Origin of the sequence: Hymenobacter swuensis DY53, from assembly GCF_000576555.1 — a bacterium.
GTDB classification, from domain to species: domain Bacteria; phylum Bacteroidota; class Bacteroidia; order Cytophagales; family Hymenobacteraceae; genus Hymenobacter; species Hymenobacter swuensis.
Window position 1 is genome coordinate 4,265,067 of sequence record NZ_CP007145.1, and the last position, 22,185, is coordinate 4,287,251.

General features: G+C 60.6%; 19 protein-coding genes. 12 read left to right on the forward strand and 7 right to left on the reverse strand.

The genetic code is table 11. The features are described from left to right. Positions 1-104 precede the first annotated feature (104 nt). Entirely contained in the window at positions 105-587 is a 483-nt protein-coding gene (locus HSW_RS19650) for a YdeI/OmpD-associated family protein (RefSeq protein WP_044003413.1), read from the forward strand. A gap of 5 nt (positions 588-592) precedes the next feature. On the opposite strand, the gene HSW_RS23165 is transcribed toward HSW_RS19650, so the two are convergent. The 3 genes from HSW_RS23165 to HSW_RS19665 form a co-directional block, all read right to left on the reverse strand. Continuing rightward, on the reverse strand, positions 593-1,039 hold the full coding sequence (locus HSW_RS23165; protein WP_081768510.1) for a DUF2141 domain-containing protein: 447 nt from the start codon (positions 1,037-1,039) through the stop codon (positions 593-595). Positions 1,040-1,129: 90 nt separating this feature from the next. Beyond that, positions 1,130-1,543 carry a hypothetical protein gene (locus tag HSW_RS19660; RefSeq protein ID WP_155833069.1) on the reverse strand — a complete coding sequence of 138 codons (414 nt, stop codon included), beginning with the start codon at positions 1,541-1,543 and terminating at the stop codon, positions 1,130-1,132. Positions 1,544-1,694: 151 nt separating this feature from the next. Then, a complete protein-coding gene (locus tag HSW_RS19665; protein WP_155833070.1) occupies positions 1,695-2,126 on the reverse strand; it encodes a hypothetical protein in 432 nt (143 codons plus the stop codon). Between the two features lie 312 nt (positions 2,127-2,438). Between HSW_RS19665 and HSW_RS19670 the strand changes: the two genes are divergently transcribed. Further along, on the forward strand, positions 2,439-2,873 hold the full coding sequence (locus HSW_RS19670) for an META domain-containing protein (RefSeq protein ID WP_044003416.1): 435 nt from the start codon (positions 2,439-2,441) through the stop codon (positions 2,871-2,873). 211 nt (positions 2,874-3,084) lie between these two features. Here the strand turns inward: HSW_RS19670 and HSW_RS19675 are convergent, their stop codons facing one another. After that, positions 3,085-5,976: a TolB-like translocation protein gene (locus HSW_RS19675; protein WP_044003417.1), complete on the reverse strand. Its 2,892-nt coding sequence runs from the start codon at positions 5,974-5,976 to the stop codon at positions 3,085-3,087. 122 nt (positions 5,977-6,098) lie between these two features. On the opposite strand from HSW_RS19675, the gene msrA reads away from it, so the two are divergent. The 4 genes from msrA (at position 6,099) to HSW_RS19695 (ending at position 9,986) form a co-directional block, all read left to right on the forward strand. Continuing rightward, positions 6,099-6,782 carry a peptide-methionine (S)-S-oxide reductase MsrA gene (gene msrA / locus HSW_RS19680; protein WP_044003419.1) on the forward strand — a complete coding sequence of 228 codons (684 nt, stop codon included), beginning with the start codon at positions 6,099-6,101 and terminating at the stop codon, positions 6,780-6,782. Positions 6,783-7,133: 351 nt separating this feature from the next. Then, positions 7,134-7,790: a hypothetical protein gene (locus tag HSW_RS19685; protein WP_044003420.1), complete on the forward strand. Its 657-nt coding sequence runs from the start codon at positions 7,134-7,136 to the stop codon at positions 7,788-7,790. 143 nt (positions 7,791-7,933) lie between these two features. Further along, the gene (locus HSW_RS19690; RefSeq protein ID WP_044003422.1) at positions 7,934-9,118 is read left to right on the forward strand and encodes a methionine aminotransferase; all 1,185 of its coding nucleotides are present in this window, start codon (positions 7,934-7,936) and stop codon (positions 9,116-9,118) included. Positions 9,119-9,191: 73 nt separating this feature from the next. Further along, on the forward strand, positions 9,192-9,986 hold the full coding sequence (locus tag HSW_RS19695) for an amidohydrolase (RefSeq protein ID WP_044003424.1): 795 nt from the start codon (positions 9,192-9,194) through the stop codon (positions 9,984-9,986). Positions 9,987-10,061: 75 nt separating this feature from the next. On the opposite strand, the gene HSW_RS19700 is transcribed toward HSW_RS19695, so the two are convergent. Beyond that, positions 10,062-12,362, reverse strand: a complete 2,301-nt coding sequence (locus HSW_RS19700) for an FG-GAP-like repeat-containing protein (RefSeq protein ID WP_081768512.1) — start codon at positions 12,360-12,362, stop codon at positions 10,062-10,064. A gap of 63 nt (positions 12,363-12,425) precedes the next feature. Between HSW_RS19700 and HSW_RS19705 the strand changes: the two genes are divergently transcribed. Continuing rightward, positions 12,426-13,727: a UDP-N-acetylmuramoyl-tripeptide--D-alanyl-D-alanine ligase gene (locus tag HSW_RS19705; RefSeq protein ID WP_044003427.1), complete on the forward strand. Its 1,302-nt coding sequence runs from the start codon at positions 12,426-12,428 to the stop codon at positions 13,725-13,727. An 84-nt stretch (positions 13,728-13,811) separates the two neighbouring features. Here HSW_RS19705 and rfbC read toward each other — a convergent pair whose 3' ends face one another. Then, a complete protein-coding gene (gene rfbC, locus HSW_RS19710; protein WP_044003428.1) occupies positions 13,812-14,354 on the reverse strand; it encodes a dTDP-4-dehydrorhamnose 3,5-epimerase in 543 nt (180 codons plus the stop codon). A gap of 50 nt (positions 14,355-14,404) precedes the next feature. Continuing rightward, positions 14,405-15,535, reverse strand: coding sequence for a glycosyltransferase family 4 protein (locus HSW_RS19715; protein ID WP_044003430.1), 1,131 nt, complete (start codon positions 15,533-15,535; stop codon positions 14,405-14,407). 163 nt (positions 15,536-15,698) lie between these two features. Between HSW_RS19715 and HSW_RS23870 the strand changes: the two genes are divergently transcribed. The 5 genes from HSW_RS23870 (at position 15,699) to HSW_RS19740 (ending at position 22,178) form a co-directional block, all read left to right on the forward strand. After that, a complete protein-coding gene (locus HSW_RS23870) occupies positions 15,699-16,457 on the forward strand; it encodes a c-type cytochrome (protein ID WP_052346653.1) in 759 nt (252 codons plus the stop codon). A gap of 269 nt (positions 16,458-16,726) precedes the next feature. Then, complete coding sequence (gene hflX / locus HSW_RS19725) at positions 16,727-17,983, forward strand: GTPase HflX (RefSeq protein ID WP_044005212.1); 1,257 nt, start codon at positions 16,727-16,729, stop codon at positions 17,981-17,983. A 200-nt stretch (positions 17,984-18,183) separates the two neighbouring features. After that, positions 18,184-19,467 carry a M43 family zinc metalloprotease gene (locus HSW_RS19730; RefSeq protein WP_197031915.1) on the forward strand — a complete coding sequence of 428 codons (1,284 nt, stop codon included), beginning with the start codon at positions 18,184-18,186 and terminating at the stop codon, positions 19,465-19,467. Between the two features lie 253 nt (positions 19,468-19,720). Beyond that, positions 19,721-21,424: a GEVED domain-containing protein gene (locus tag HSW_RS24610; protein ID WP_071883146.1), complete on the forward strand. Its 1,704-nt coding sequence runs from the start codon at positions 19,721-19,723 to the stop codon at positions 21,422-21,424. 262 nt (positions 21,425-21,686) lie between these two features. Continuing rightward, entirely contained in the window at positions 21,687-22,178 is a 492-nt protein-coding gene (locus HSW_RS19740; RefSeq protein WP_044003432.1) for a SixA phosphatase family protein, read from the forward strand. The last annotated feature ends 7 nt before the right edge of the window (positions 22,179-22,185 follow it).

Here is a 22,185-nt window from a genome sequence, read left to right on the forward strand (position 1 = left end):
TATGAATCAATTTGAAGCGAGTATAAGCCCGAGAGCCCCCAAAAGGTTTCCAGCCTTCCCGGCTTCCCGTTAAGCAGGCTCGCAGCCCTATTCCATCTACTACGTTGCTCCCAACTGCTACTTTCGAGACTACCCTGGAGCGCGGCGGCCCCAGCTTTATGCCCACTCAGATAGTGGTGGTGCCGCCGCTGGCCCTGCTGGCCCTGGGCAAGAGCACCCGCCGGGTTTCAGGCACGCTCAATGGCCACCCGGTGCGCCTGGGGCTGCTGCCCTTGCCCGGCGGCGGCCGCTACCTGATGGTTAATAAGGACCTGTGCCGCCTCATTGGTATCCAGCTAGGCCAGCGCGTGCACCTAGTACTGGCCCCCGACCCCGAGCCCGACCAAGTGGATTTACCACCCGAGCTGACGGAAGCCTTCGGGGCCTGGCCCGAAGCAGCGGAACAGTTCGCGCAGCTTTCGGGCAGCATGCGGCGGGCAGTGGCCCAGCACGTCAACTCGGCGAAACAGGCCGAAACCCGCGCCCGGCGGACGGTGGAAATAACCGAACGGCTGGCGCGGGGAGCTAACCCATTCCGGAAGGAATAAGCAAACTACTTGGTCAGGACGATGCTGACTACTTTGGTTGGCCCGCCCACCGTGAACTTGCAGTCATCGAAGGCGGGGGGCGAGAAGCGGGGGCGCACGTTATTGGAGAAGGCGAAGGGCTCGGTAGGAATACCCATCATATTTTTATCCAGCTTGTCGTTATTATTCACATCCTGGGTAATGGCCACGGCCCAGTCGCCGGGCGGCAACTCTACGGGCAGGCTTACCTGATGCTGGCCCCCGGGCTTCACCACGCGCATAAACGCATAGCCGCCTTTGGTCAGAAACCGCTCCCGCACATTATAGAAATACAGTTTAACCGATGAGGTAGTGGAAGCCAGCGACGAAATAACGACGGTAACGGAGGTGGAACCGGCTGCCGGTGCGCTGGTCGGAATCAATAGTCCCAGGGCGCAGCCGGACGTCAGGCAGAGGTGTTGGAGTACTCGCATGGCAGAAGATAGGCAATGGGACAATGCCAGGCCAACACGCACCTCTAAAAAAACATTCGCCCGCCGCAATGCCCGGCTCCGGCGCTACGCTTAACCAGCCAGTTCCCGGGCTGCCGCCTCCACCGATGAAACGTACGTAACGCGTAGCCCCGTGGCATGGGCCGTATTCTGAGCGTACTGCTGAATGGCAATCTGGCCAAAAATATTCTCTGGATTCAGGAACACCAACCGACGAATCCCGGCCGCGTAGGCGCGGTGGTTCCAGTCGGCAACGGCCCACTGCTGGTCAGCGGGCAGCATGGCCCCGAAGCGGCGGGCATCTGTTACCCAACCCAGGCTAGGATATTGCCGGGCGTAGTGCTGATACAGCTCCAGGCCTTTATTAAGCAGAAAACGAAGATTCTGGCTATTGACAAAGCCATTCCACCGCACCATCAGGCACGGGACGTGGGGCAATAAAAGCAGCTCACCGTAGGGTTCGGTATGGAGCCGTAGTTCAGACATGGATCAGTGGCCCTTGGGCATTGTTCGTAACCGGCCGGCTCCAGTAGCCAACCCAAACAATTTTACGGGTGCCGCCGGCACGCGGTCCGCCGGCTTCGGCCAACATAGCGGAGCTACCGGCCAACCCCATTGCTTCCTCGCCCAGGCGTTTTCAGGGGGCGTGCCGGAGCCACTCGGCGGCGGGCCCGTACTCTTCAAACGTCAGAATCAATGGCCAGCCAGCCACGGCCACGGAGTTTTCGGCGTAGGAGCGGCCCTGGGGAACCGGCGCATAAATCCAGGCCAGATAGTGCAGGCCGGCCTCAAAGAGCAGGTGCATAATCTGATAGCCGGCCTGCTCCTCCTCGCTGAGGCCCAGTTCCGTTACGCGGGTATTATCGTTGAGAAGCCGCTGGTAGCCTTTGGTGCGCACCAGCGCCAGGACCTCCTCCGAGCCTTCCCGTACCGCATCCAACGTTAGGTACCCACGCCACTGCGCGTGTAGCCATCGGTTCTCCTCATCGTATGTCAGGGTCAGACAAGGCCGCTCAAACAAGATGGTCCGAGCAGAGGCAGAACGGTCATTCGCTGGAGTGCTGGTCACGAGAACTAGTATTACAGGGGTCGTTCTACCAACCGATGGCAAATACCTTTTTATTGCCCTACGGAGAAAGGATAGTCACCAAATTCTAAGGCACCTATCAACCTGATTCAGGGCGAAATATACAAATGCATATTTTTATTTTTATCTCAAATCGAGAAAATTCAGCACCTTTTCACCTCCTTGCAGGAGGTGGTAAGCAACATTCCTACTGAGGCAATGCGTGCAGAATCGACCCGGCACAGCGGGTGCAACCATCGAGCCGGCCGGGTACTCTTTTCGTTGCCTTATCACGCTTTTGTATTCCTTTCGCTAATGTCCGTTCTACGCTGCCTCCTGTTCCTGCCGACCCTTCTGTTCCTTGGCAGTTGTGCCAAAGATGATGAGCCAGTACCGGCCCCCGTATACTTGCTCGACCAGCGCTGGGTGCTGACGGAGCTGGAGGGACAGTCGCCTACATCTCAGTCCAGCAGCGCTATTCCCGACCTTGTGCTGAACTCGGTGGGCAGTACCAACAACGGCCGCGCGTTCTGCAACCAGTACGGCGGCAAGTACACCCTCGCGCCCGGTTCACCTCAACTGGGCTTCTCCATCCAGGCCAGCACATACGCCACCTGCGCTGGCCAAGACGCAGAAACCCGCTACCTCACGCTGCTGCCTACCGTGGCCCGTTACGTTATCAGCAACCGCCACCTCTCCCTCTACGATGCACAGCACGCCGAGCCTTTGCTGGTGTTTAAGGCCGAATGAGTTACAAGGTGAAATTGTGAAGTGGCAAAAGGTGAAGTGACCATTAAGCATACACCCAAACAACCAACAGCCCCGGCGGCGCGACAAGATTATGTCGCGCCGCCGGGGCTGTTTTGGCGTAAACCGGACTTTTGGGCAGCTTATTCAGCGTCTCATCTGTCCGGCACCCTCACTGTCACAATTTTACCTTTCACTACTTCACCCTTACAACTCAAAATCCCACGTTCAGGACCAAGGGCTGGAGTTGCCAGCGTTGGTAGTAAGAGTCATACACCGTACGCAGCCCCACTTCCAGCGGAGTCCGCAGCCGTAGCGGGTTGAACACGGCCGAAACGTCGAAGCCGGCGGAGTAATAGGTGTTGCGGAAGTTGTCCGACACGACCCGTACGCCGTCGGTAAACACGTTAGCCTTGAGCCGCTGGATATACAGCACCCGCCCCCACTCCCAATGCACATCGGCCAGGGGCAGGCGGTACTCGCCGCTGAAGGAGGTGAGGTGGTTGCCACTGAGGTAGGGCAGGTTGCGCGGGTAGAAAATGGCCGATCCGAACCGGTACTCGTTCTGCTGCTGGTGTTGGTAGCCCGCCCGCAGGCGCACGGCGTGGTGCCACCCCAAACCCGGCAGGAACAGGCTACCCTGGGCGGCCAGCTGCCGGGCCGCCAGCCCCGCCCCGAATGGGGTGCCCCGGGCCGTGAGGCTCAGGCTCTGCCCCCAGCGCGGGCCTACGTCGCGGTAGCTCTGGCGCAGGGTGCGGGCAAAGCTGACGCTGCCCAGCAGCGCGTGTAGCGGCCGGCTGCCCACTTCATCAATAAACCGCTGGGTGAAATCGTAGCCCTGGTTTTTTTCCAGCTGATAATAGGCGCCCACGGTGAGCGAAGTGAGCATGCGCGACTGGGTGAATACCAGCGGCAGACGGCTGCCTAGGCTCAGGCGGGTGTACTGCCACTGGTCCTCGCGCACGCCGCCCGGCACCGGCCCAATGGCCCGACGGCCACCGTACTCCACACCCGCATCCAGCACCGGCCACAGGCCCTGGTAGCTCACGTCGGCAAACACGCGACCGGTGCGCTCCACGCCATCGAAGCCCACGCCCGCCACGGCCTGGGTAGTGCTGAGCACGTCCTGGGCGCGCAGGCCCAGGTTGAGGCCGTTGCCCGAGGGACTTTGCACCAGACCCCAGCCGTAGAGGTTAGGGGCGTGGGGCAGGCGGCGGTAGCGGCGGCCCACCAGCGCCGCTACCGCCGCCGAATCGGTGGGGAGCAGGGGGCCGATGGTACGGGTGCCGGGCTCCCGGGCCGTCAGCTCATCGGCGTAGCGGTTGGGGGCCGGAGCGGCGGGCGGGGCCGGGAGCCAGGCGGCCGGATTCAGCGGCATTTCCACCACCCGACTACCCTGGGCCCGGATTTCGTGGAAAGCCAGCCGCTGCCCGTCGGGGCTGACGGTGGGGTGGTAGCTGCCCACAGGCCGGCTGGTTACCTGGCGCACCTCGCCGGTGGTGGTGTGTACGGCATAGATTTCCTCCTGGCCCGAACGGGGCGAGCTGAACAGCACGTACTCTTGCCAGGGCTGGGGCTGAGCAATGTTGTCGTTGGCGGCGGGCAGTAGCACCCGGGCCTGGCCGGTGGTCAGGTCCAGCAGCTCCAGCCGCTTGCCGGCCGCCTCCAGCCGCACCACGGCCGCCGTGCGCCCATCGGCCCCGAAGCGCGGGTGCAGATAGGGCTGATTCGCGGGGTTCTCGAAGGTGCGCAGCACCGCGCCGGAGCCAGCATCCAGCAGGTGCAGCCGGTGCTGGTAGCTGGAATCGGTGCTGACGGCCAGCAGCTGCTGCCCATCGGGGGAGAGGACGGCGGCGGTGTAGCGGGTGCGGCGGCCGGGGCGGCTCACTTGGCCGGTGGCCAGGTCCAGCACCCGCAGCTCGGAGTACACCTGCTGCTGCCAGCGCGGGTCGTAGCGGAATTCTAGCCAGGCTGCCCGGGTCCTGCCCACCGAAAGCTGTTCGGCGTTGTGGTGCAGGCCCAGCACCCACAGCTCCCGCTCGGGGCGGCCGGCTTGCAGCCCTACCAGCCGGGGCGTGTGGCCCAGGCCGCTTTTCAGGGCCAGCACTGTGCCGCCGGTGGAGTACTGCGGATACTGATATTCGGTGAACACCTTTTCGGTGGCGGCCACGGGCAGGTCGGTGGCGGGGGTGAGGGGGCGAGTGGCGGCCTCGGCACGCCAGAGGCTGTCCAGCTCCCGCACGGTGGTGGCGTACAGGTCGTCGGTGCGCAGGCCGGTGGCACGGCGCAGCTTATCCGAGAAAGACAGCGGGTACACCGGGAAGCGGTAGTAGCGGTTCAGCACCGTGCCCCAGATGCCCGCGTCAGGGGCAGTGCGCTTGAGGCGGGTGGTGAGGAAGTAGCCCAGCACGTAGTGGTTGGGCACATTGTCGCGGAAGGAGCCGGCTACGGCCTTGGCGTAGGAGTAGCGCCGGCCGGCCAGCAGGTTAGCCCGGAAGTAAGCGTCGAAGTTGGGGATGCGGCCCCGGCCGCTGCGGGTGAGGGCCGTTTCGGTGCCCACCGCGTCACCCTCGGCAAACCAATCAGGCACGCCCAGGGTGGTGAGGCCCAGGCCACCGTAGCCGCCCAGCAGGTAACCCAGCTGCCCCAGGCCCTGGTGGGCCTTATCAAACTGCACTACGTGGCGATATTCGTGCACTGTCAGCTCATCCAGCCAGTCGAGGGTGCCGCTCAGGAACGGGTCCTGGGGGAAGGTGGTGTAGAACTCGGAGCGGCGGGGAAGCAGCGACACGAAGCCGTTGCCGATGGTGGTGCGGGTCTGCAGCACGACTGAAACCGGCCGCCCGCTCAGGCCCAGCGAGACCCCACCGGGCTCGTGCACCTGCTCCAGGCGGTGGGCGGTGCGGCGGGCGCGCTCCTCGAAGCCGGCCGGGTACAGCACCCGGAAGTGGGGCGTGCGCACCTCGTACCAGCGCACCGAGGCGGGTGCCTGCTGCTCGATGGGCAGCAGTGTTTGGGCCGAAGCCAGCCACGGAAATACCGCCAAGCCCAGGGCCGGCCACAGCGCACGCACAGGAACTTTCCCGCCGAAAAACAAGGTTAGCATCCCCGAAGAAACCACCCTGCCGCCCCGAAAGCAAACGGCCGCTCGCCGGCCCCACGTCCGGGCCGGCAACAGTTGCGTAGATACGCTGTTGCTGTTTCGAACTCCACCTATTTCTCCCGCTGATGACTTTGCTTAAAAACGGCCTCGCGGCCCTGCTGATCCTGCTACTGGCCTCCTGCTCGGAGCGCCGCCCGGCTGAAGCCCAGACTAAAACCGGCCCGCTTACGCGCTCCACTACCGGCCCGGCTCCCACCAACCTGGCGGGCCTGGCTACGGCTACTTTTGCCGGCGGCTGTTTCTGGTGTACCGAGGAAATATTCGAGGAGCTGAAAGGCGTACAGGCCGTGGTATCGGGTTACAGCGGCGGCAAGGAAAACAACCCCACGTATGAGGAAGTAGGCAGCGGCCAGACCAGCCATGCCGAGTCTATTGAAATCTACTACGACCCGAAGCAAATCAGCTACGCCACGCTGGTAGACGTGTTTTTCCGGGCGGCCCACGACCCCACCACCCTGAACCGCCAGGGTCCCGACGCCGGTCGGCAGTACCGTTCGGTGGCCTTCTACCGCACGCCTGCCGAGAAGAAAATCATTGACGACGCCATTGCCCGGGTGAATGCCAGCAAGCAGTACGGCAGTCCCATCGTGACGCAGGTAGTGCCGTTCCAGAAGTTCTGGCCGGCTGAGGGTTACCACCAGGGCTACTACCGCTTGCACCCCGGCGAAGGCTACGTGCAGAACGTCTCGACGCCCAAAGTGGAGAAGTTTCGCCACAAGTTTCCGCAGCTGCTGAAAAGTCCGTTGTAGCCGCCTGCCGGGGCTCGATATATAAACTGTAGCCGCACTCACTACTACCCTAATAGCTCAAGGAGCCCCTACCATCTGTCATTGATGGTGGGGGCTCCTTGTTTATAAAAACTTTGGCTAGGCCACAGAGGATGCTGACGCCCTATATAAGCCGATTTTGCCGCTTCTACAGCGAAGCGTACCATTCCTGAAGATACTTTTTCACCTTTTGGAACTATTTATTGAAAAGTTGGCACCCGGTTTGTAAAAGCCTGTTCGTACTTCTGGCCAGAAGCTGAATGTTGCTGTTTTCGCCACCCGCTATAGGGGCCGGGCAGCGTGTATCCTCTTTATTCTCACCTTCTGCGCCCTATGAAAAAGCTCCTGCCCTTCCTGTTGCTCCTGTGTCTGGCAGCCTGTGCACCACGGGTTTACACGGCCCGTGACTTCCGCCAGCAGGTACAACCCCACCACAAAACGGTGGCTATTCTGCCCTTTAACGTGCATATCCGGCCGGCTCCGCCGCTGCTGGGTCGAGGAGCCCGGCCTTCCCAGCGGGAACTGGCCGAACAGGAATACCAAACGGGACTGGCCGTGCAGAATAACGTATTCAGCTGGCTACTGCACCGCGCGGCCAAAGATGAGTATACCGTGGAGTTTCAGGATGTAGCCCGCACCAACGTTCTGCTCCAACAGGCCGGCCTCAGCTACGAGGATATGCAGACCCGCCCCCGCGAAGAACTGGCCAAACTCCTTGGCGTAGATGCCGTCGTTACCGGTCAGTTGCTACTCAATAAGCCACTGCCGCTGGCCGCCGCGCTAGCCATCAATGTGTTCACGCCCTTCTATGCCGTGTCGGATGAGGTGACGGCTTCTCTGAGCCTGCACGACCAGCAGGCGGGCCGCCTGCTCTGGCGCTACGACTGTCAGCTTCAGGGTGGCGGAGGCTTCACCGATAACGCCCAGAACCTTACTAATTCCCTTATGCGCAATGTAGCCAAGCGGTTTCCGTATCAGCGCAAAAGCTAATTACGGCTTCCGTAGCGCATAGTAGCGCATAGTAGCGCATAGTAGCGCAGTATTCGCCAACTACGTGTCAGAACCAGGTGAAATATTGTTAAAAGGCGCTGACTATCTTCAGCGCCTTCTTTATATGTACTCCGCTGCTTTTTATGGCTCAACCTGCCCTGCTCTCCAAATTGCCCGATGTGGGTACCAGTATTTTTTCGGTGATGACCCAGCTGGCCCAGGAAAACGGGGCCATCAATCTGGCCCAGGGCTTCCCCGATTATGACCCGCCCCGCCCGCTGCTGGAGGCGCTGGCCCGCCAGGTGCTCATGCCCGGACACCAGCAGTACGCGCCCATGCCCGGCCTACCAAGCCTGCGCGAAGCCATTGCGGCCAAAACCGCCCGCCTCTACGGCCACCAGCCCGATCCCGCCACCGACATCACCGTGACCAGCGGCGCAACGGAAGCCCTATACTCCGTGCTAGCCGCCGTGGTACGCCCGGGTGATGAGGTACTGATTCTGGAGCCGGCCTACGACCTGTACGGGCCGGCCGTGCGGCTCCAGGGCGGCATACCGGTGTACGTACCACTCCAGTTTCCCGACTTCCGCCCCAATTGGGACCAGGTGGCGGCGGCCCTTACCCCGCGTACGCGCTTGGTAATGATTAATACACCCCACAACCCTACCGGGGCCATCCTCACTACCGACGACCTTGATACCCTGGCGGCCTTGCTGCGCAACACCGATACCCTGCTGCTCAGCGACGAAGTGTATGAGCACATGGTGTTCGATGGGGCTACCCACACCAGCGTCACGGGCCATCCGGAACTGCGGGAACGGGCCTTTGTGCTGTCATCGTTCGGGAAAACCTACCATGCTACTGGCTGGAAGGTGGGCTACTGCGTGGCCCCGGCCCGGCTTTCGGCCGAGCTGCGCCGCGTCCACCAGTTTGTGACATTCAGCGTGAGTACGCCCACCCAACACGCCCTGGCCGAGGTGTTACCCGATACCACTCTTTACGATACGCTGCCCGCTTTCTATCAGCAAAAGCGCGACCTGTTCCGGGAGCTGCTGGTGCCGGCCGGATTCCGGCTGCTGCCGGTGCGGGGCGGATATTTCCAGGTGGCCGATTTCAGCGCGCTGGCCCCGGGTGTATCGGATGAGGACTTTGCCCGCCGGCTCACCACTGAAACCGGCGTGGCCGTGGTGCCGCTTTCAGCCTTTTACCACAACCGCCACGACCAGAGTCTGATCCGGTTCTGCTTCGCCAAACAGGACACTACCCTGCACGCCGCCGCTGAGCGGCTACGGCAGCGGCAGCCGGGCGGCACCACGCCGCAACAATAGAAATATTTCTTTGTGGCGTAGCATCTTTTTTTGTAAACTTCAAGACTGATCTGTACGCTAAACACCTGTTGCCGTGTCTGACCTCACTGTTTCCTTCGTGCAGGCCGCCCTGCATTGGCATGATCCTGCTGCCAATCACCAGGAGATGAGCCGCCACATTGATGAGATATCCATTGCCACGGACCTCATTGTTCTCCCGGAAATGTTCACCACCGGCTTCAGCATGGAAGCCGCCGCGCTGGCCGAGCCGATGGAGGGCCCCACTCTGGAGTGGATGCGCCTGGTAGCTGACGCCCGCGACGCCGTGGTGACGGGGACCATCATTGTGCAGGAGGAAGGCCGCTACTACAACCGCCTGCTCTGGGTACGGCCCGATGGCTCGGTGAGCTACTATAATAAGCGCCACCTGTTTACCATGGCCAACGAGCACCATGTGTACACGCCTGGCGCGGAGCGGCTGATTGAGGAATGGCGGGGCTGGCGCATCTGCCCGCTGATATGCTACGACCTACGCTTTCCCGTGTGGAGCCGCAACCCGCTCGATACCCCTTACGACCTGCTGCTGTACGTGGCCAACTGGCCTGCCATCCGCCGAACTGCCTGGATGACGTTGCTGCGCGCCCGGGCCATTGAAAACCTGGCGTATACGATGGGCGTGAACTGCGTGGGCATGGATGGCAACAGCCTCGCCTACACCGGTGATTCGGCCCTGCTGGACATGCGGGGCGAGTATCTGGTAGAAGTGGGCAATCAGGAAACCAGCATTACCCGCACCCTGCGCCGGGCCGAGCTGACAGCCTTCCGGGAACGGTTTCCCGCCCTCAATGATGGCGACGAGTTCGAACTCCGGAGTCTAGTCCTGAAATAATTTCGGCCTGGTTCCTTAAAAAAAACCGGCCTGCCACTCAGGTAGCAGGCCGGTTTTTTTATACGAGACAGATTCTTAGTGGCCCCGTACTTCCAGCCGCCGCACGGTAGTTTCGCCGGTCAGGGCCTGGCAGCGCACGAGGTAAATACCAGCCGGCAACTGCGTCACATCCAGCTGCTGGGTACGGGCCGCCGTGGTTGCCGGCCGAAGGACGCGCCCTGTCAGATCGAGCAGCGTGAGGCGCATGGGCCGGGCCGCCTCTACTGTAACCGTACTGCTGGCCGGATTGGGATAGAGCTGCAACAACAACGTCGCCGCCGCTGGCTGAGCAGCTGTAACAACGCGGTTGCGCGGGATAAAGCTGGTAATTCCACCGCCCTCCAGGCCCAGGAACAGCTCCGGGGCACCATCGGCATTTACATCGGCAGCGGCCGGAGCATACCGAAACTTGTTGGCCCGCCCCCACTGCCCGGCCTGAAACTGGGTGGTAAGCGGGTTATAAAACAAGTCACTACGGCCCAGGAAAGCCCCAGTCTGCGCCCGAAGATCGGGGAAGAAGCGAATGTCGCCGCTGGTATCGGCCGTTAGCAGATCAGGACGACCGTCCCCGTCGAAATCGGCCACTACGGGACTGAGGTAGCTGGGGCGCCCCCCGCTGCTGGTCCGGACGCGGCCAAAGTCGCCATCCTGGGGCGTAAACGTCTGGCTCAGGTTGACCGCGCCGGTGTTGCGGTAGTAACGCAAGGCCTGTCCGGGGTAGCTTGCGGAACTGGAGTTAGTACCCAGCAGCATATCTACCCGACCGTCGCCGTCTACATCCGCAAAGCAGGGCATATCAAACACCTGCTGCGGCATGTTGGCGAAGTAGCTTACAGCGCTGGGGTTGAACACTGCTGCCCGCCCGGCTCCGGCAGCATTCAGCAGGAAGGCAATAGGGTTGTCACTGGCGCCTTTTACGTGGGCTGAATACACCAGATCCAAGGCACCGTCCTGATTTAGATCTACCAATACCGGCTTGATAAACGCCAGCTTACGGCCGGTCAGGCCCAGATAATCGGAAGTAACAAGCTGGAAAGCGGGGGCCGTACGCGTCCCCACGTTGCGGTAGAAGCTCAGACTGGCTCGGTAGAAACGCCCGGGCGTATTACGGCTCACACCGCCCACCAGCATATCCAACAACCCGTCGCCATCCAGGTCCCCGAAGGTGGGCGCGGCCAGCTCGCTCACCTCCAGCATATCGTGCTGCAGAAAATCGGGCTGCTCCCGCACCAGAGTGGGTACCGCACCCGTACCGGTATTGCGGTACAGGAGAGCCGTTTGTCGCAGGTCTACGGTATCGATGTTATCATAGAGGTTGGCGGCTACTACCACGTCCGGGCGGCCATCGAACGTCACATCCACCGGGTAAGCGGCCGGGAAATTGGGTACCAGCGCGGCCGTGGTGCTGAACGGTGAATTGGCGTTCAGGCCGTCACTGGTGAAACGGGCTACTACTGCCGTCCCATCGTTGCGGATGGCGGTCAGCTCCGGGCAGTTATCGCGCCCGGTCAGCAGCTCCTTATCCCCGTCGCCATCCAAATCAAACAGGCCGATGTTGTAGCCGCCGGTATGAGTAGGCCGAGGGAGGGGCCGGCAGAAATCCGGCGCAAACGAAAACCCGTTGCAGCCTGACAGACAAGCGGTAAGTCCGCCCCAGTAGTTGGAAGCCTCCCGTAGCGTGAGGCCGCCACAGCCGGCCGTGGTAGTATTGCGGTAGTAGTAAATAGCGGGCGAAGTGGCCGAAAAATCAAACGTCAGCACATCCAGCCGGCCGTCGTTATCCACATCTTCAATAGCGGGCATGTTGTAGCCGCCGGTGGCAATGTTGATGTCCAGGTTCAGGTTGGTATCGAAGTACGTGAGCCGGGAGGTAATCAGCTGGAAGCCGGGGCGGCCCTGGGCATCAGGCACCTGCCGGAACACCCGAATGCTGCTGCCAGAGGCATCGGCCGTGAACAGGTCGGGGCGGCCGTCGCAGTCGTAGTCCCGCAACAGTGCCCAGCCCGTCAGGTCCTGCGGAAACAGGGCGGCGTATTCGGGGGCAAACTGCCAGGCCCGGCCCGTGCCGGCCGCTACACTCAGGAACGGGAAGACCCGGTTGGCAGCCCTGTCGAACACAAACAAATCGGGCTGCTGGTCGGCATTCAGGTCGATGTTGGAAAACTGGGGCGAATTCAGCCCCCCGGCCCAGGCATTGCGCAGCGTATCGGTACCTTGCACTACTTTTGCCAGGGCCTTGTATTCAAAGCCGAACGAGGCTCCGCTCTGGGCCTGCGCCGAAAAAAAGACTCCGCCGGCCAAGGCGCTCAGTACTCCCCGAATCATGTAGTGACGCATCGACAACGGCGTTGGTAGCAACTGGTTATTTTCTCTCGCTTCTAAAGTTACGCACAAAACCGTATGGCAGACCTCACGGCGCTTTACGCCCGTTTCCGGGAATCTTCGGCCGTCAGCACCGACTCGCGCCAACCCCAGGAGGGCACCCTTTTTTTTGCCCTGAACGGCCCCACCTTCCGGGGCCGCGACTTTGCCCCACAGGCCTTAGCTCAAGGGGCCCGCTACGCCGTGGTAGACGACGAAGCCCTGGCCAATACTAACCCGGAACGCTACACCTATGTTCCCGACCCACTGGTGGCCCTGCAAGAACTGGCCCACTACCACCGTCGGCAGCTGATTATGCCGGTGTTGGCCATTACGGGCTCTAACGGCAAAACCACTACCAAGGAGCTAGTGCACGCGGTATTGAGCCGCCGCTACCAGGTGCAGTACACGCGGGGCAACCTTAATAACCACATTGGCGTGCCACTGACCCTGCTCAGCATCCGTCCCGGCGAGCATGAGCTGGCTATTGTGGAGATGGGGGCCAACCACCAGGGCGAAATCGAGCTGCTGTGCCGGCTGGCGGAGCCCACCCACGGCCTCATTACCAACATCGGAAAAGCTCACCTGGAAGGTTTTGGCGGCGTAGAGGGCATTGTAAAAGGCAAGGGAGAGCTGTTCCGGTTTCTGGAGCAGGTAGGCGGCACCGCCTTCGTGAATACGCTGGATGCCCGCCTACCGGGCATGGCGGCTGCCCTACCGGAGCAGATTACCTATCCGGGCCCGACTGATACGTATCCGGCAGAACTCGTCAGTGCCGCGCCTCAGGTTGTGTTGCGGCTGTTCAATGGGGATACGGTGGAAGCTCAGATTACGGGCGGCTACAACTTCCCTAACCTGGCCGCCGCCGCTGCTGTGGGGGCATATTTTGAGGTTCCGGCCACCGATATCGGGGAGGCCCTGGCCGGCTATGCCCCTACCAATAACCGCTCCCAGCTGGTCCGCACGGCTCACAACGAGGTGCTGCTGGATGCCTACAACGCCAACCCCAGCAGCATGGCGGCAGCCTTGCACAGCTTTGCCACCCGCCCCGGCCGCCCCGAGGACAAAGTGGTCATCCTCGGCGACATGTTTGAGCTGGGCACCGAAAGCCAACGGGAGCACGCGGCACTGGGGCATCTGCTGGCCGATCTGCTTCTGGGTACCGTGGTAGTCATTGGTGAGGAGATGCGGCAGGCTGCCGCAACCAACAGGGCCGCGCAGTATTTTCCCACTAAGCCGGCAGCCGTAGCCTGGCTCCAAAGCCATCCGCTCCGGAGCCGCCAGATCCTAATCAAGGGCTCCCGGGGCATGGGTCTGGAAACGTTGCTGGAGCTGCTCTAGAGCACAAAAGAGAAGCCGCCGCGCTTCCGTCGTCCTGGTGGACGACGGAAGCGCGGCGGCTTCTCTTTTGTGCATTGATCTGCCTTAAAATGGACTTTCCAGCTCAGCCAGCGTGGGCAGGATCTGGTCTTTGGCAGAAATGGTAGGCGTTTGCACTCCCCAGTCGATGGCCAGGGCGGAGTCGTTCCAAAGCAGCCCACCTTCCGCTTGCGGGGCGTAGTAGTTTGTGCACTTGTAGAGGAAGAGGGTGTTGTCTTCCAGCGCCGTAAAGCCGTGGGCAAATCCCTCTGGCACGTACAGCATATTGAACCGCTCCGAATCCAGCACTACCGATACGTGTTGGCCATAGGTGGGCGAGTCGCGGCGGATATCCACAATTACATCCAGAGCACGGCCGGCGGCTACGCGCACCAGCTTGGCCTGGGCATAAGGAGGCTTCTGAAAGTGCAGCCCCCGCACCACGCCCCGATCGGAGCGTGACTGGTTGTCCTGCACCCAGTTACCTGTAATACCGGCCGCCTCCATTTTCTGGGTGCTAAACGACTCGAAAAAAGCTCCCCGGGCGTCGCCAAACACGCGTGGCAGGATTTCTACCACTCCTGGGATGTCGAAGTATTTAAATTCCATGTAGCAACTACTGATGACTGGGCGGCTAACAGGCCGCAAGTTAGGCAGATTTACCGGCGGCCGGAATGCCCGGCGGTTACTTCGCGCACCACCTCCAGATATTTGTTGAGGACCAGCCGCTCATCGAACTTGGTTTCGGCCAGCTGACGTCCGGCCCGCCCCATCTGCGCCAGGCCGGAGACAGGCAGGCGGAGAACCTGCAGCATTTTGGCGGCCAGGTCCGAAGCATTGCGCACTTCGCAGAGCAGCCCGTTCTGGCCGTCGACCACGGTTTCGCGGCAGCCGGGCACATTGGTCGTCACGATGGGTTTGCCCATTGCCGCCGCTTCCAGCAGGGTTTTGGGCGTACCCTCACGGTAAGACGGCAGCACCACGCAGTCGGCCTGCCGGATCAGGTCGGCCACGTTATCGGAGGTACCCAGGTACTCCACGTTGCCGGCCTGCAGCCACTCCTCGAAGATGGCCCGCTTCACGCCCACGCCGCCGCTTTCATCAATGCCGCCCAGCAGCTGCACCCGTGTGCCGGGCACAGCCTCGCGCACCAGCTGGGCCGCCTCGAAGTACTCTTCCACCCCTTTCTCGTAAAGCACGCGCCCGATCATCAGGAACACGAACGGCTCCTGGCGCTGGTAAGCCGGGTCGGGCCGGAACCGGTCGGTATCCACGCCGGAGCCGGGCAACAGGTCGGTGATGCGCTGGTCTACTAGGCCGTTTTCGAGAAACAGCTGCCGGTCGTCGCCATTCTGAAAGAACACCCGTTTCGGAAACTGAAAGGCGAAGCGGTAGAGGCCTAACGCCACCTTGCTCACCAGGTTTTTCACAATGAACACCGTGCCCAGGCCCGACACGTTGTTCACGCTCGGGATGCCGGCCAGGCGGGCGGCCAGGGTGCCGTAAATGTTGGGCTTGATGGTGTAGTGCAGCACCACATCCGGCCGTTCCCGGCGGTAAATCCGGTAGAAACGGCGGGTAAGCGCGGCATCCTTCACCGGATTGGTCCCCTTGTTCTCCATTGGAATGGGCACGAAACGGCAACCCAGCTCGGTTTCCAGTCGCTCAGAATACGCGTCGGGCGGAGCAATGGCCAGCACCTCGTGGCCAGCCGCCTGTAGCGCCTTTACTAGGCTCCGACGAAAATTCCAGATGTTCCAGCTGGTGTTAATGACAATGGCAACGCGCATTCGGAAGGGGTAGCAGGGAAGTAAGGCAGGAAAACGGGCGGGCGGGGCGGCAAAGATACGGGCCTTCCGGCGGCCCCGTACCTAGCGCCTTGTTTTTCGGCGGGCGGGTAACAACCATGCAGTACTTTTGCGCCTTCCCGCTTCACCTTAACCTTCGGCTCGTTTGTCTGCTCCCGTTCTGCTGCTAAGCCTGCATACGCTACTTGTGTGTGTGGCGTTCCTGTTCTTTGGCTATAAGCTTATGTTGCTGCTGACGGGCCGCCAGGAGCCGCTCCGCCAACTACGCGCCCGTACCCGCTGGGCCGACAGCGTGCTGCTGGGAACTAGCCTGCTCAGTGGCCTGAGCGTGTGGGCCACTGCCCCTGCTATTGGACTGGGGTTCCTAGTCTTGCTGCTGGGCGCGGTGGCGCTTTTGCTGGCTTGTGTCTGGATGCTACGCCGTGAAAGTGCTTATCTGGCTGTCGGCAACCTGCTGGGTGCCGTAGTACTGTACAGTTCCACACTTTACCTGACGCTTCCCAAGGTACTGCCTAACCAACTCCGGCAGCCAGAAACGGCGGCGCCTTCAGCCTCCGGTCGGGCCGAAGCTACTGCCACACCCGATGCGGCTGCCCCCATCGACACGGCCACTGGCAACCCGGTGCAACTGGCCGAAGACGCTGGCTCGGCTCCTGCGGCTGCCCCGCCCGTACTGGCGGCGGGGAATGCTTTGTACACGCAGAACTGCGCCGTCTGCCACGGCTCTGATGGCCGGCTGGGCCTCAACGGTGCCCGCGACCTGACCAAGAGCAACCTCAACGCCGCTGGCCGCACGTATCAGGTGGCCAATGGCAGCATCAGCAAGAAGATGCCGGCTTTCCAAGGTAAGCTCACTGAGGAGGAAATACAGCAGGTAGTAGAGTACTCTCTGACGCTACGGTAACGACTTACCAGCAATTGCAGTAGCGGCACACCGGCCGGAAGCCGGCGACTTTACTCGTTCCGCCAAGGCGAAATAGTCCGTCAATGCGAGGCGAAGCCGAAGCACCCCAACTCCTACCTTTGCCGTAGAACCGTACGGGAGCCTGCCACCTGGTGAGCTTTCGTTTTCCTTTCCGAACTTCCGATATGGCCAAAGAATCTAAACGCCGCGAGAACAGCACCCGCCACCCCGGCGCCACCGACAACGTGAAGGGCCGCGCCGGCCGTATCTTGGCCAAAGCCTCCAAACACGACACCTACGAAACCGCCCCGGAAGCCGAAACCGCCATTCTGGTGGCCGTACCCGACAAGCGCCAGGCTGATGCCCGCACCCAGGAATACCTCGACGAGCTGGCCTTTCTGGCCGAAACGGCTGGGGCCATAGTCACCAAACGTTTTGTACAGCGCCTCGAAAAGCCCGATATCCGCACCTTCGTGGGTGAAGGAAAGCTGGCCGAAATCAAGGCCTACGTCGACCATAGCGGGGCCAGCATGGTTATCTTCGATGATGACCTATCGCCTTCCCAACTGCGCAACCTGGAGGCTGAGCTGCAGGTAAAAATTGTGGACCGTTCCCTGCTTATCATCGATATTTTCGCCAGCCGGGCCAAGTCGGCTACAGCTCGCACACAGGTGGAGCTGGCCCAGTACCAATACTTGCTGCCCCGCCTAACCGGCCTCTGGACTCACCTGGACAAGCAGCGCGGCGGCGGCGTAAGCCAGCGCGGACCGGGAGAAACGGAAATCGAGACGGACCGCCGCGTGGTGCGGGAGCGAATCGACTTCCTGAAGGAGCGCCTTAAGGAGTTGGACAAGCAGAGCCAGACCCAGCGCAAGTCGCGTACGGGTATGGTGCGGGTAGCCCTGGTGGGTTATACCAACGTGGGCAAAAGCACCATTATGAACCTGCTGAGCCGGGCCGACGTGTTTGCCGAAAACAAGCTCTTTGCCACCGTCGACTCCACGGTGCGCAAGGTAGTGCTCGAAACTGTGCCCTTTCTGCTGTCCGACACAGTAGGCTTTATTCGCAAGCTGCCCACCCGCCTCATCGAAAGCTTTAAAAGCACGCTCGATGAAATCCGGGAAGCTGACTTGCTGCTTCATGTGGTCGACATTTCGCACCCTTCCTTCGAGGAGCACATTGCGGTGGTGAACGATACGCTCAAGGACATCAACGCGGCCGACAAGCCCATGCTACTCATCTTCAACAAGATTGACCTCTACAACCCCGAAGTGACGGCAGAGCACCACGGCGGTTTTGAAGGCATGAATGAGGAAGAAGAGGAAACGCCCCGTCCCACGCTGGAGCAGCTCAAGGCTACCTACATGGCCAAACTTCACGACCCGGTTATCTTCATCTCGGCTCAGGAACGGGAGAATGTGGACGAGCTGCGCGCTATGCTCACGCGCCGCGTGGCGGCCATTCACGCCGAGCGGTACCCATCGGTGCAACCCATCAGCCCCGATAACGAGGAGTGGCAGAGCTAACTATCTGATTATCCCGACTAACTACTTCTTCTGAAGAATAAGCCCGGCCGTACGCCGGGCTTTTTTTTATGCATTTATACAGCCTGAATCCAACCACATGCTGAACATTCCGTATCAACGCACCAATTCCATTGCGGATTTATCAAAAAAACGTACATTTAAATCAAAACCCATCAATTCCTCTCACCACTAACACGCGCATGAACAAAACCTTTTACTCTCTCTCGCTCGGTCTGGCATGTCTTACGTCGTTTTCGGCACTGGCCCAGCACAGCGTACGCGCTAACATCCTCGCCTTCGGTCAGCAGACAACTCAATCGGCAGGTCGCCAGTGCGCTACCATGGAAGTACTGAACGCTCAGCTCGCTGCCGATCCGCAGATGGCCCAGCGTATGGCCGCCGTTGAGGCACAAACCAACCGCTTCGCCGCCAACCCCGACGTGCGTCGTACCGCCGCCGCCGTTACCATTCCGGTGGTTGTGCACGTACTTTATAACACTGCGGTTCAGGACGTGTCGGATGCTCAGGTGCAGGCGCAGATTGATGTTCTCAACCAGGACTTCGCCAAGACTAACGCCGATGCTTCCCTGATTCCGACCGCTTTTGCCGGCCTAGCCGCCAACACGAACGTGCAGTTCACCCTGGCCAAGCGGACGCCCACCGGCACTGCTACCAATGGTATCATTCACAAATACACCAAAACCACTTCCTGGAGCTCTAACGACGCGGTAAAAAATCCCAAGCGCGGCGGCGATGCGCCGTGGGACGCTACCAAATACCTCAACATCTGGGTGTGCAACCTGGGCCAGGGCCTGTTGGGCTACGCGCAGTTTCCCGGCGGCTCAACCAGCACCGATGGCGTGGTAGTACTGTATTCCTCACTGCCTGGCGGCTCGGCGGCTCCGTACAACAAAGGCCGCACGGCTACTCACGAAGTGGGCCATTATCTGAATCTGCGCCACATCTGGGGTGATGCCAGCTGCGGCAATGACCTAGTGAGCGACACGCCCACTCAGCAGACCAGTAACTATGGCTGCCCTTCCTTCCCGAAAGTAACTTGCTCCAACGGGCCGAACGGCGACATGTTCATGAACTATATGGACTACACCGACGACGCCTGCATGTACATGTTCTCCAACGGTCAGTCGACGCGCATGAACGCGCTGTTTGCTTCCGGGGGAGCCCGTATAGGTCTTGCCACTTCCAATGGTGGCACCGCGCCGCTGGTAGCTACCTCCGCTCCTGTTGAGCAGCTGCAGGTATTCCCAAACCCTGCCACCGACCAGCTCTCCATCCGGACGGCGCTGAACACGCCCGCCAGCAACTGGCAGGCGAAAGTGTACGACCTGAGCGGTTTCGAAATGAAGCAGACGCATACCTCTACCGAAGGTACGCTGGACGTATCGGCTCTGCCGGCTGGGTTCTACCACCTTGTTCTGACGGATGGTATCAACACGCAGCACCAGCGTTTCCGCAAAGAATAGAGCCGTACCTATACGCCTGATACTGCATGCCTGCCCGGAAGTAACTCCGGGCAGGCATTGTACTTATTGCAGATAGCCAGAATTACCAGAAACAAGGCAAAGACCACTATAATTTGCAATTACAAGCATCATAAACATGATTTATTTAAATATTTTCAATAATTTGCCCTTCTGTTCCCTTTTCTCACAACCACCACACCTAGTTGCGTAGTACCTGTTCTCATTTCTTACCACAACCATTTACACGTTCCGTATGAAGAAAACCATTTACTCACTCGCTCTGGCTTTCCTGGGTCTGGGGGCTTCTCTCTCGGCTGAGGCCCAGACGCGCCAGTGCTCCACCATGGAAAATCTGGCCGCCCAGCTGGCCGCCGACCCGGCCATGGCTCAACGCATGGCCGCCATTGAGAACCAGACAAGCTCCTTTGTCGATAACCCGCTGGCTCTGCGTACTTCGGCCGTGGTGACTATTCCGGTTGTGGTGCATGTGCTGTATAATACTACCGCTCAGAACGTTTCGGATGCCCAAATTCAGTCGCAGATTGCCGTGCTGAACGAGGACTTCAATAAGCTGAACGCCGACGTAAGCAAAACGCCTTCTGCTTTTGCCGGCTTAGCCGCCAACGTAGGCATCCAGTTCGTACTGGCTAAGCAAACCCCAACCGGAGCCGCTACCACCGGCATCGAGCGGAAATCGACGACCCGCACCAGCTGGGGCACCGATGACGCCATGAAGAAGGTAAGCACCGGCGGCCTCGACGCCTGGAACTCGGCCAAGTACCTTAACCTGTGGGTATGTAACCTCTCGGGCGGCGTATTGGGCTATGCCCAGTTCCCCGGCGGCGCGGCTGCTACCGACGGTGTAGTTATCCTGAGCTCAGGCTTTGGCCGGAATGGCTCGGCAGCGGCTCCGTTCAACCTGGGCCGCACCGCCACCCACGAGGTAGGACACTGGCTGAACCTGCGCCACATCTGGGGCGACGCCAGCTGCGGCAACGACCTGGTGAGCGACACGCCCACTCAGCAGACCAGCAACGGCGGCTGCCCCTCCTTCCCGAAAGTAACCTGCTCCAACGGGCCGAACGGCGACATGTTCATGAACTACATGGACTACACCGACGACGCCTGCATGTACATGTTCTCCAACGGTCAGTCGTCGCGCATGAATGCGCTGTTCGCTACGGGTGGAGCCCGTGCCGGACTGCTCACTTCTACCGGTGGGACGGCTCCCGGCGGTGGCGGCACACCTACCACGCCCACGTATTGCGCCAGCAAAGGCACCAACGTATCCTACGAGTGGGTTGATTTTGTACAGCTCGGTTCCATCAGCCGTACTTCGGGTGCCAATGCCGGCTACTACGACGGTACGGCTTTGGGCACCACGGTAACGGCCGGTTCCTCGCAGACCATCAGCTACTCGGCCGGTTACGCTTCCACGGCGTACACCGAATACTGGAAAATCTACATCGACTACAACCAGGACGGTGACTTCATCGATTCGGGCGAGCTGGTAGCCAGCCGCAGCAGTGCATCGGCCAGCACCCTCACCAGCACCTTCACGGTGCCTGCCACGGCCAAAAACGGCAAAACCCGCCTGCGCGTAGTTATGAGCGACGCTTCTGCCACTACCAGCTGCAACAGCTACAGCTACGGCGAAACCGAAGATTACAGCATCACCATTTCGGGCGGCACGGCGCGTCAGAGCGTAGCTTCGGCCGAATCGGTGGGTTACCGCATCTTCCCGAACCCGGCTACCGATGTGCTCAACATTGAAGTACCAGCTTCCATCGACAACAAAGCCGTAACAGTGACGGTGTACGATGTGCGCGGTGCCCAGATGAAGCAGGTAAGCTTCGATGGCAACCTACTCAACGTAGGCACGCTGGCGAAGGGCGTATACACCCTGCGGATTGCCGATGGGCAGCAGGTAACGCACCAGCGGTTCATCAAGGAATAACAGCGTACCTTTTACAGGCCAGAAAGCCCTTTCTCCGGCGCGGAGAAAGGGCTTTCTATTTACCCCCGGCTCCCCCAGCACGAGTTGCGGTCCGCCTGTTTCCCAAAGTGCCGACCCAAGCGGCTGCAAGCAACTGGCATACCTTTGGCTGCGGTTGAGCCTGGACGCCCTGAAGCCCCCGGCTCAACCGATTTATAGTCCAACAAAACCTTTTCCCAACGCCTCAGTAAAGAGGCCTGCTTACTGCTTTATCTGTTCTGTTATGAAAACGCTGTACCTGATGCGCCACGCCAAATCGAGCTGGAGCTTTGATGATTTGAGCGACAAGCAACGCCCCCTTAACGACCGGGGCCGCGACGATGCGCCGCTGATGGGCCAGGCCCTTGCCAAACGCGACATTACGCTCGATTTGCTGGTGTCCTCCCCGGCGGTGCGCGCCCTGAGTACGGCCGCCCTGGTAGCGCACGAGCTGGAATATCCGGCCGATAAAATAGCGGTGCTGGAGGCTATATACGAGGCCACGGTGCCGGACCTGCTGGCTGTTGTGCGCCAGTTTCCTGATACCGCCGACTCTGTGCTGCTGGTAGGCCACAACAATACGCTGACGGACTTTGCGAACCTGCTTTCCCCCAGTGAAATCCCGGAAATGCCTACCGCTGCCATTGTGTGCCTGAAATTCAGCACCGACCAGTGGGCACGCACTGACCGTGCTAACGCGGAGTTCTACTTCTTCGACAAACCGAAAAACCAATAAGCAGTTG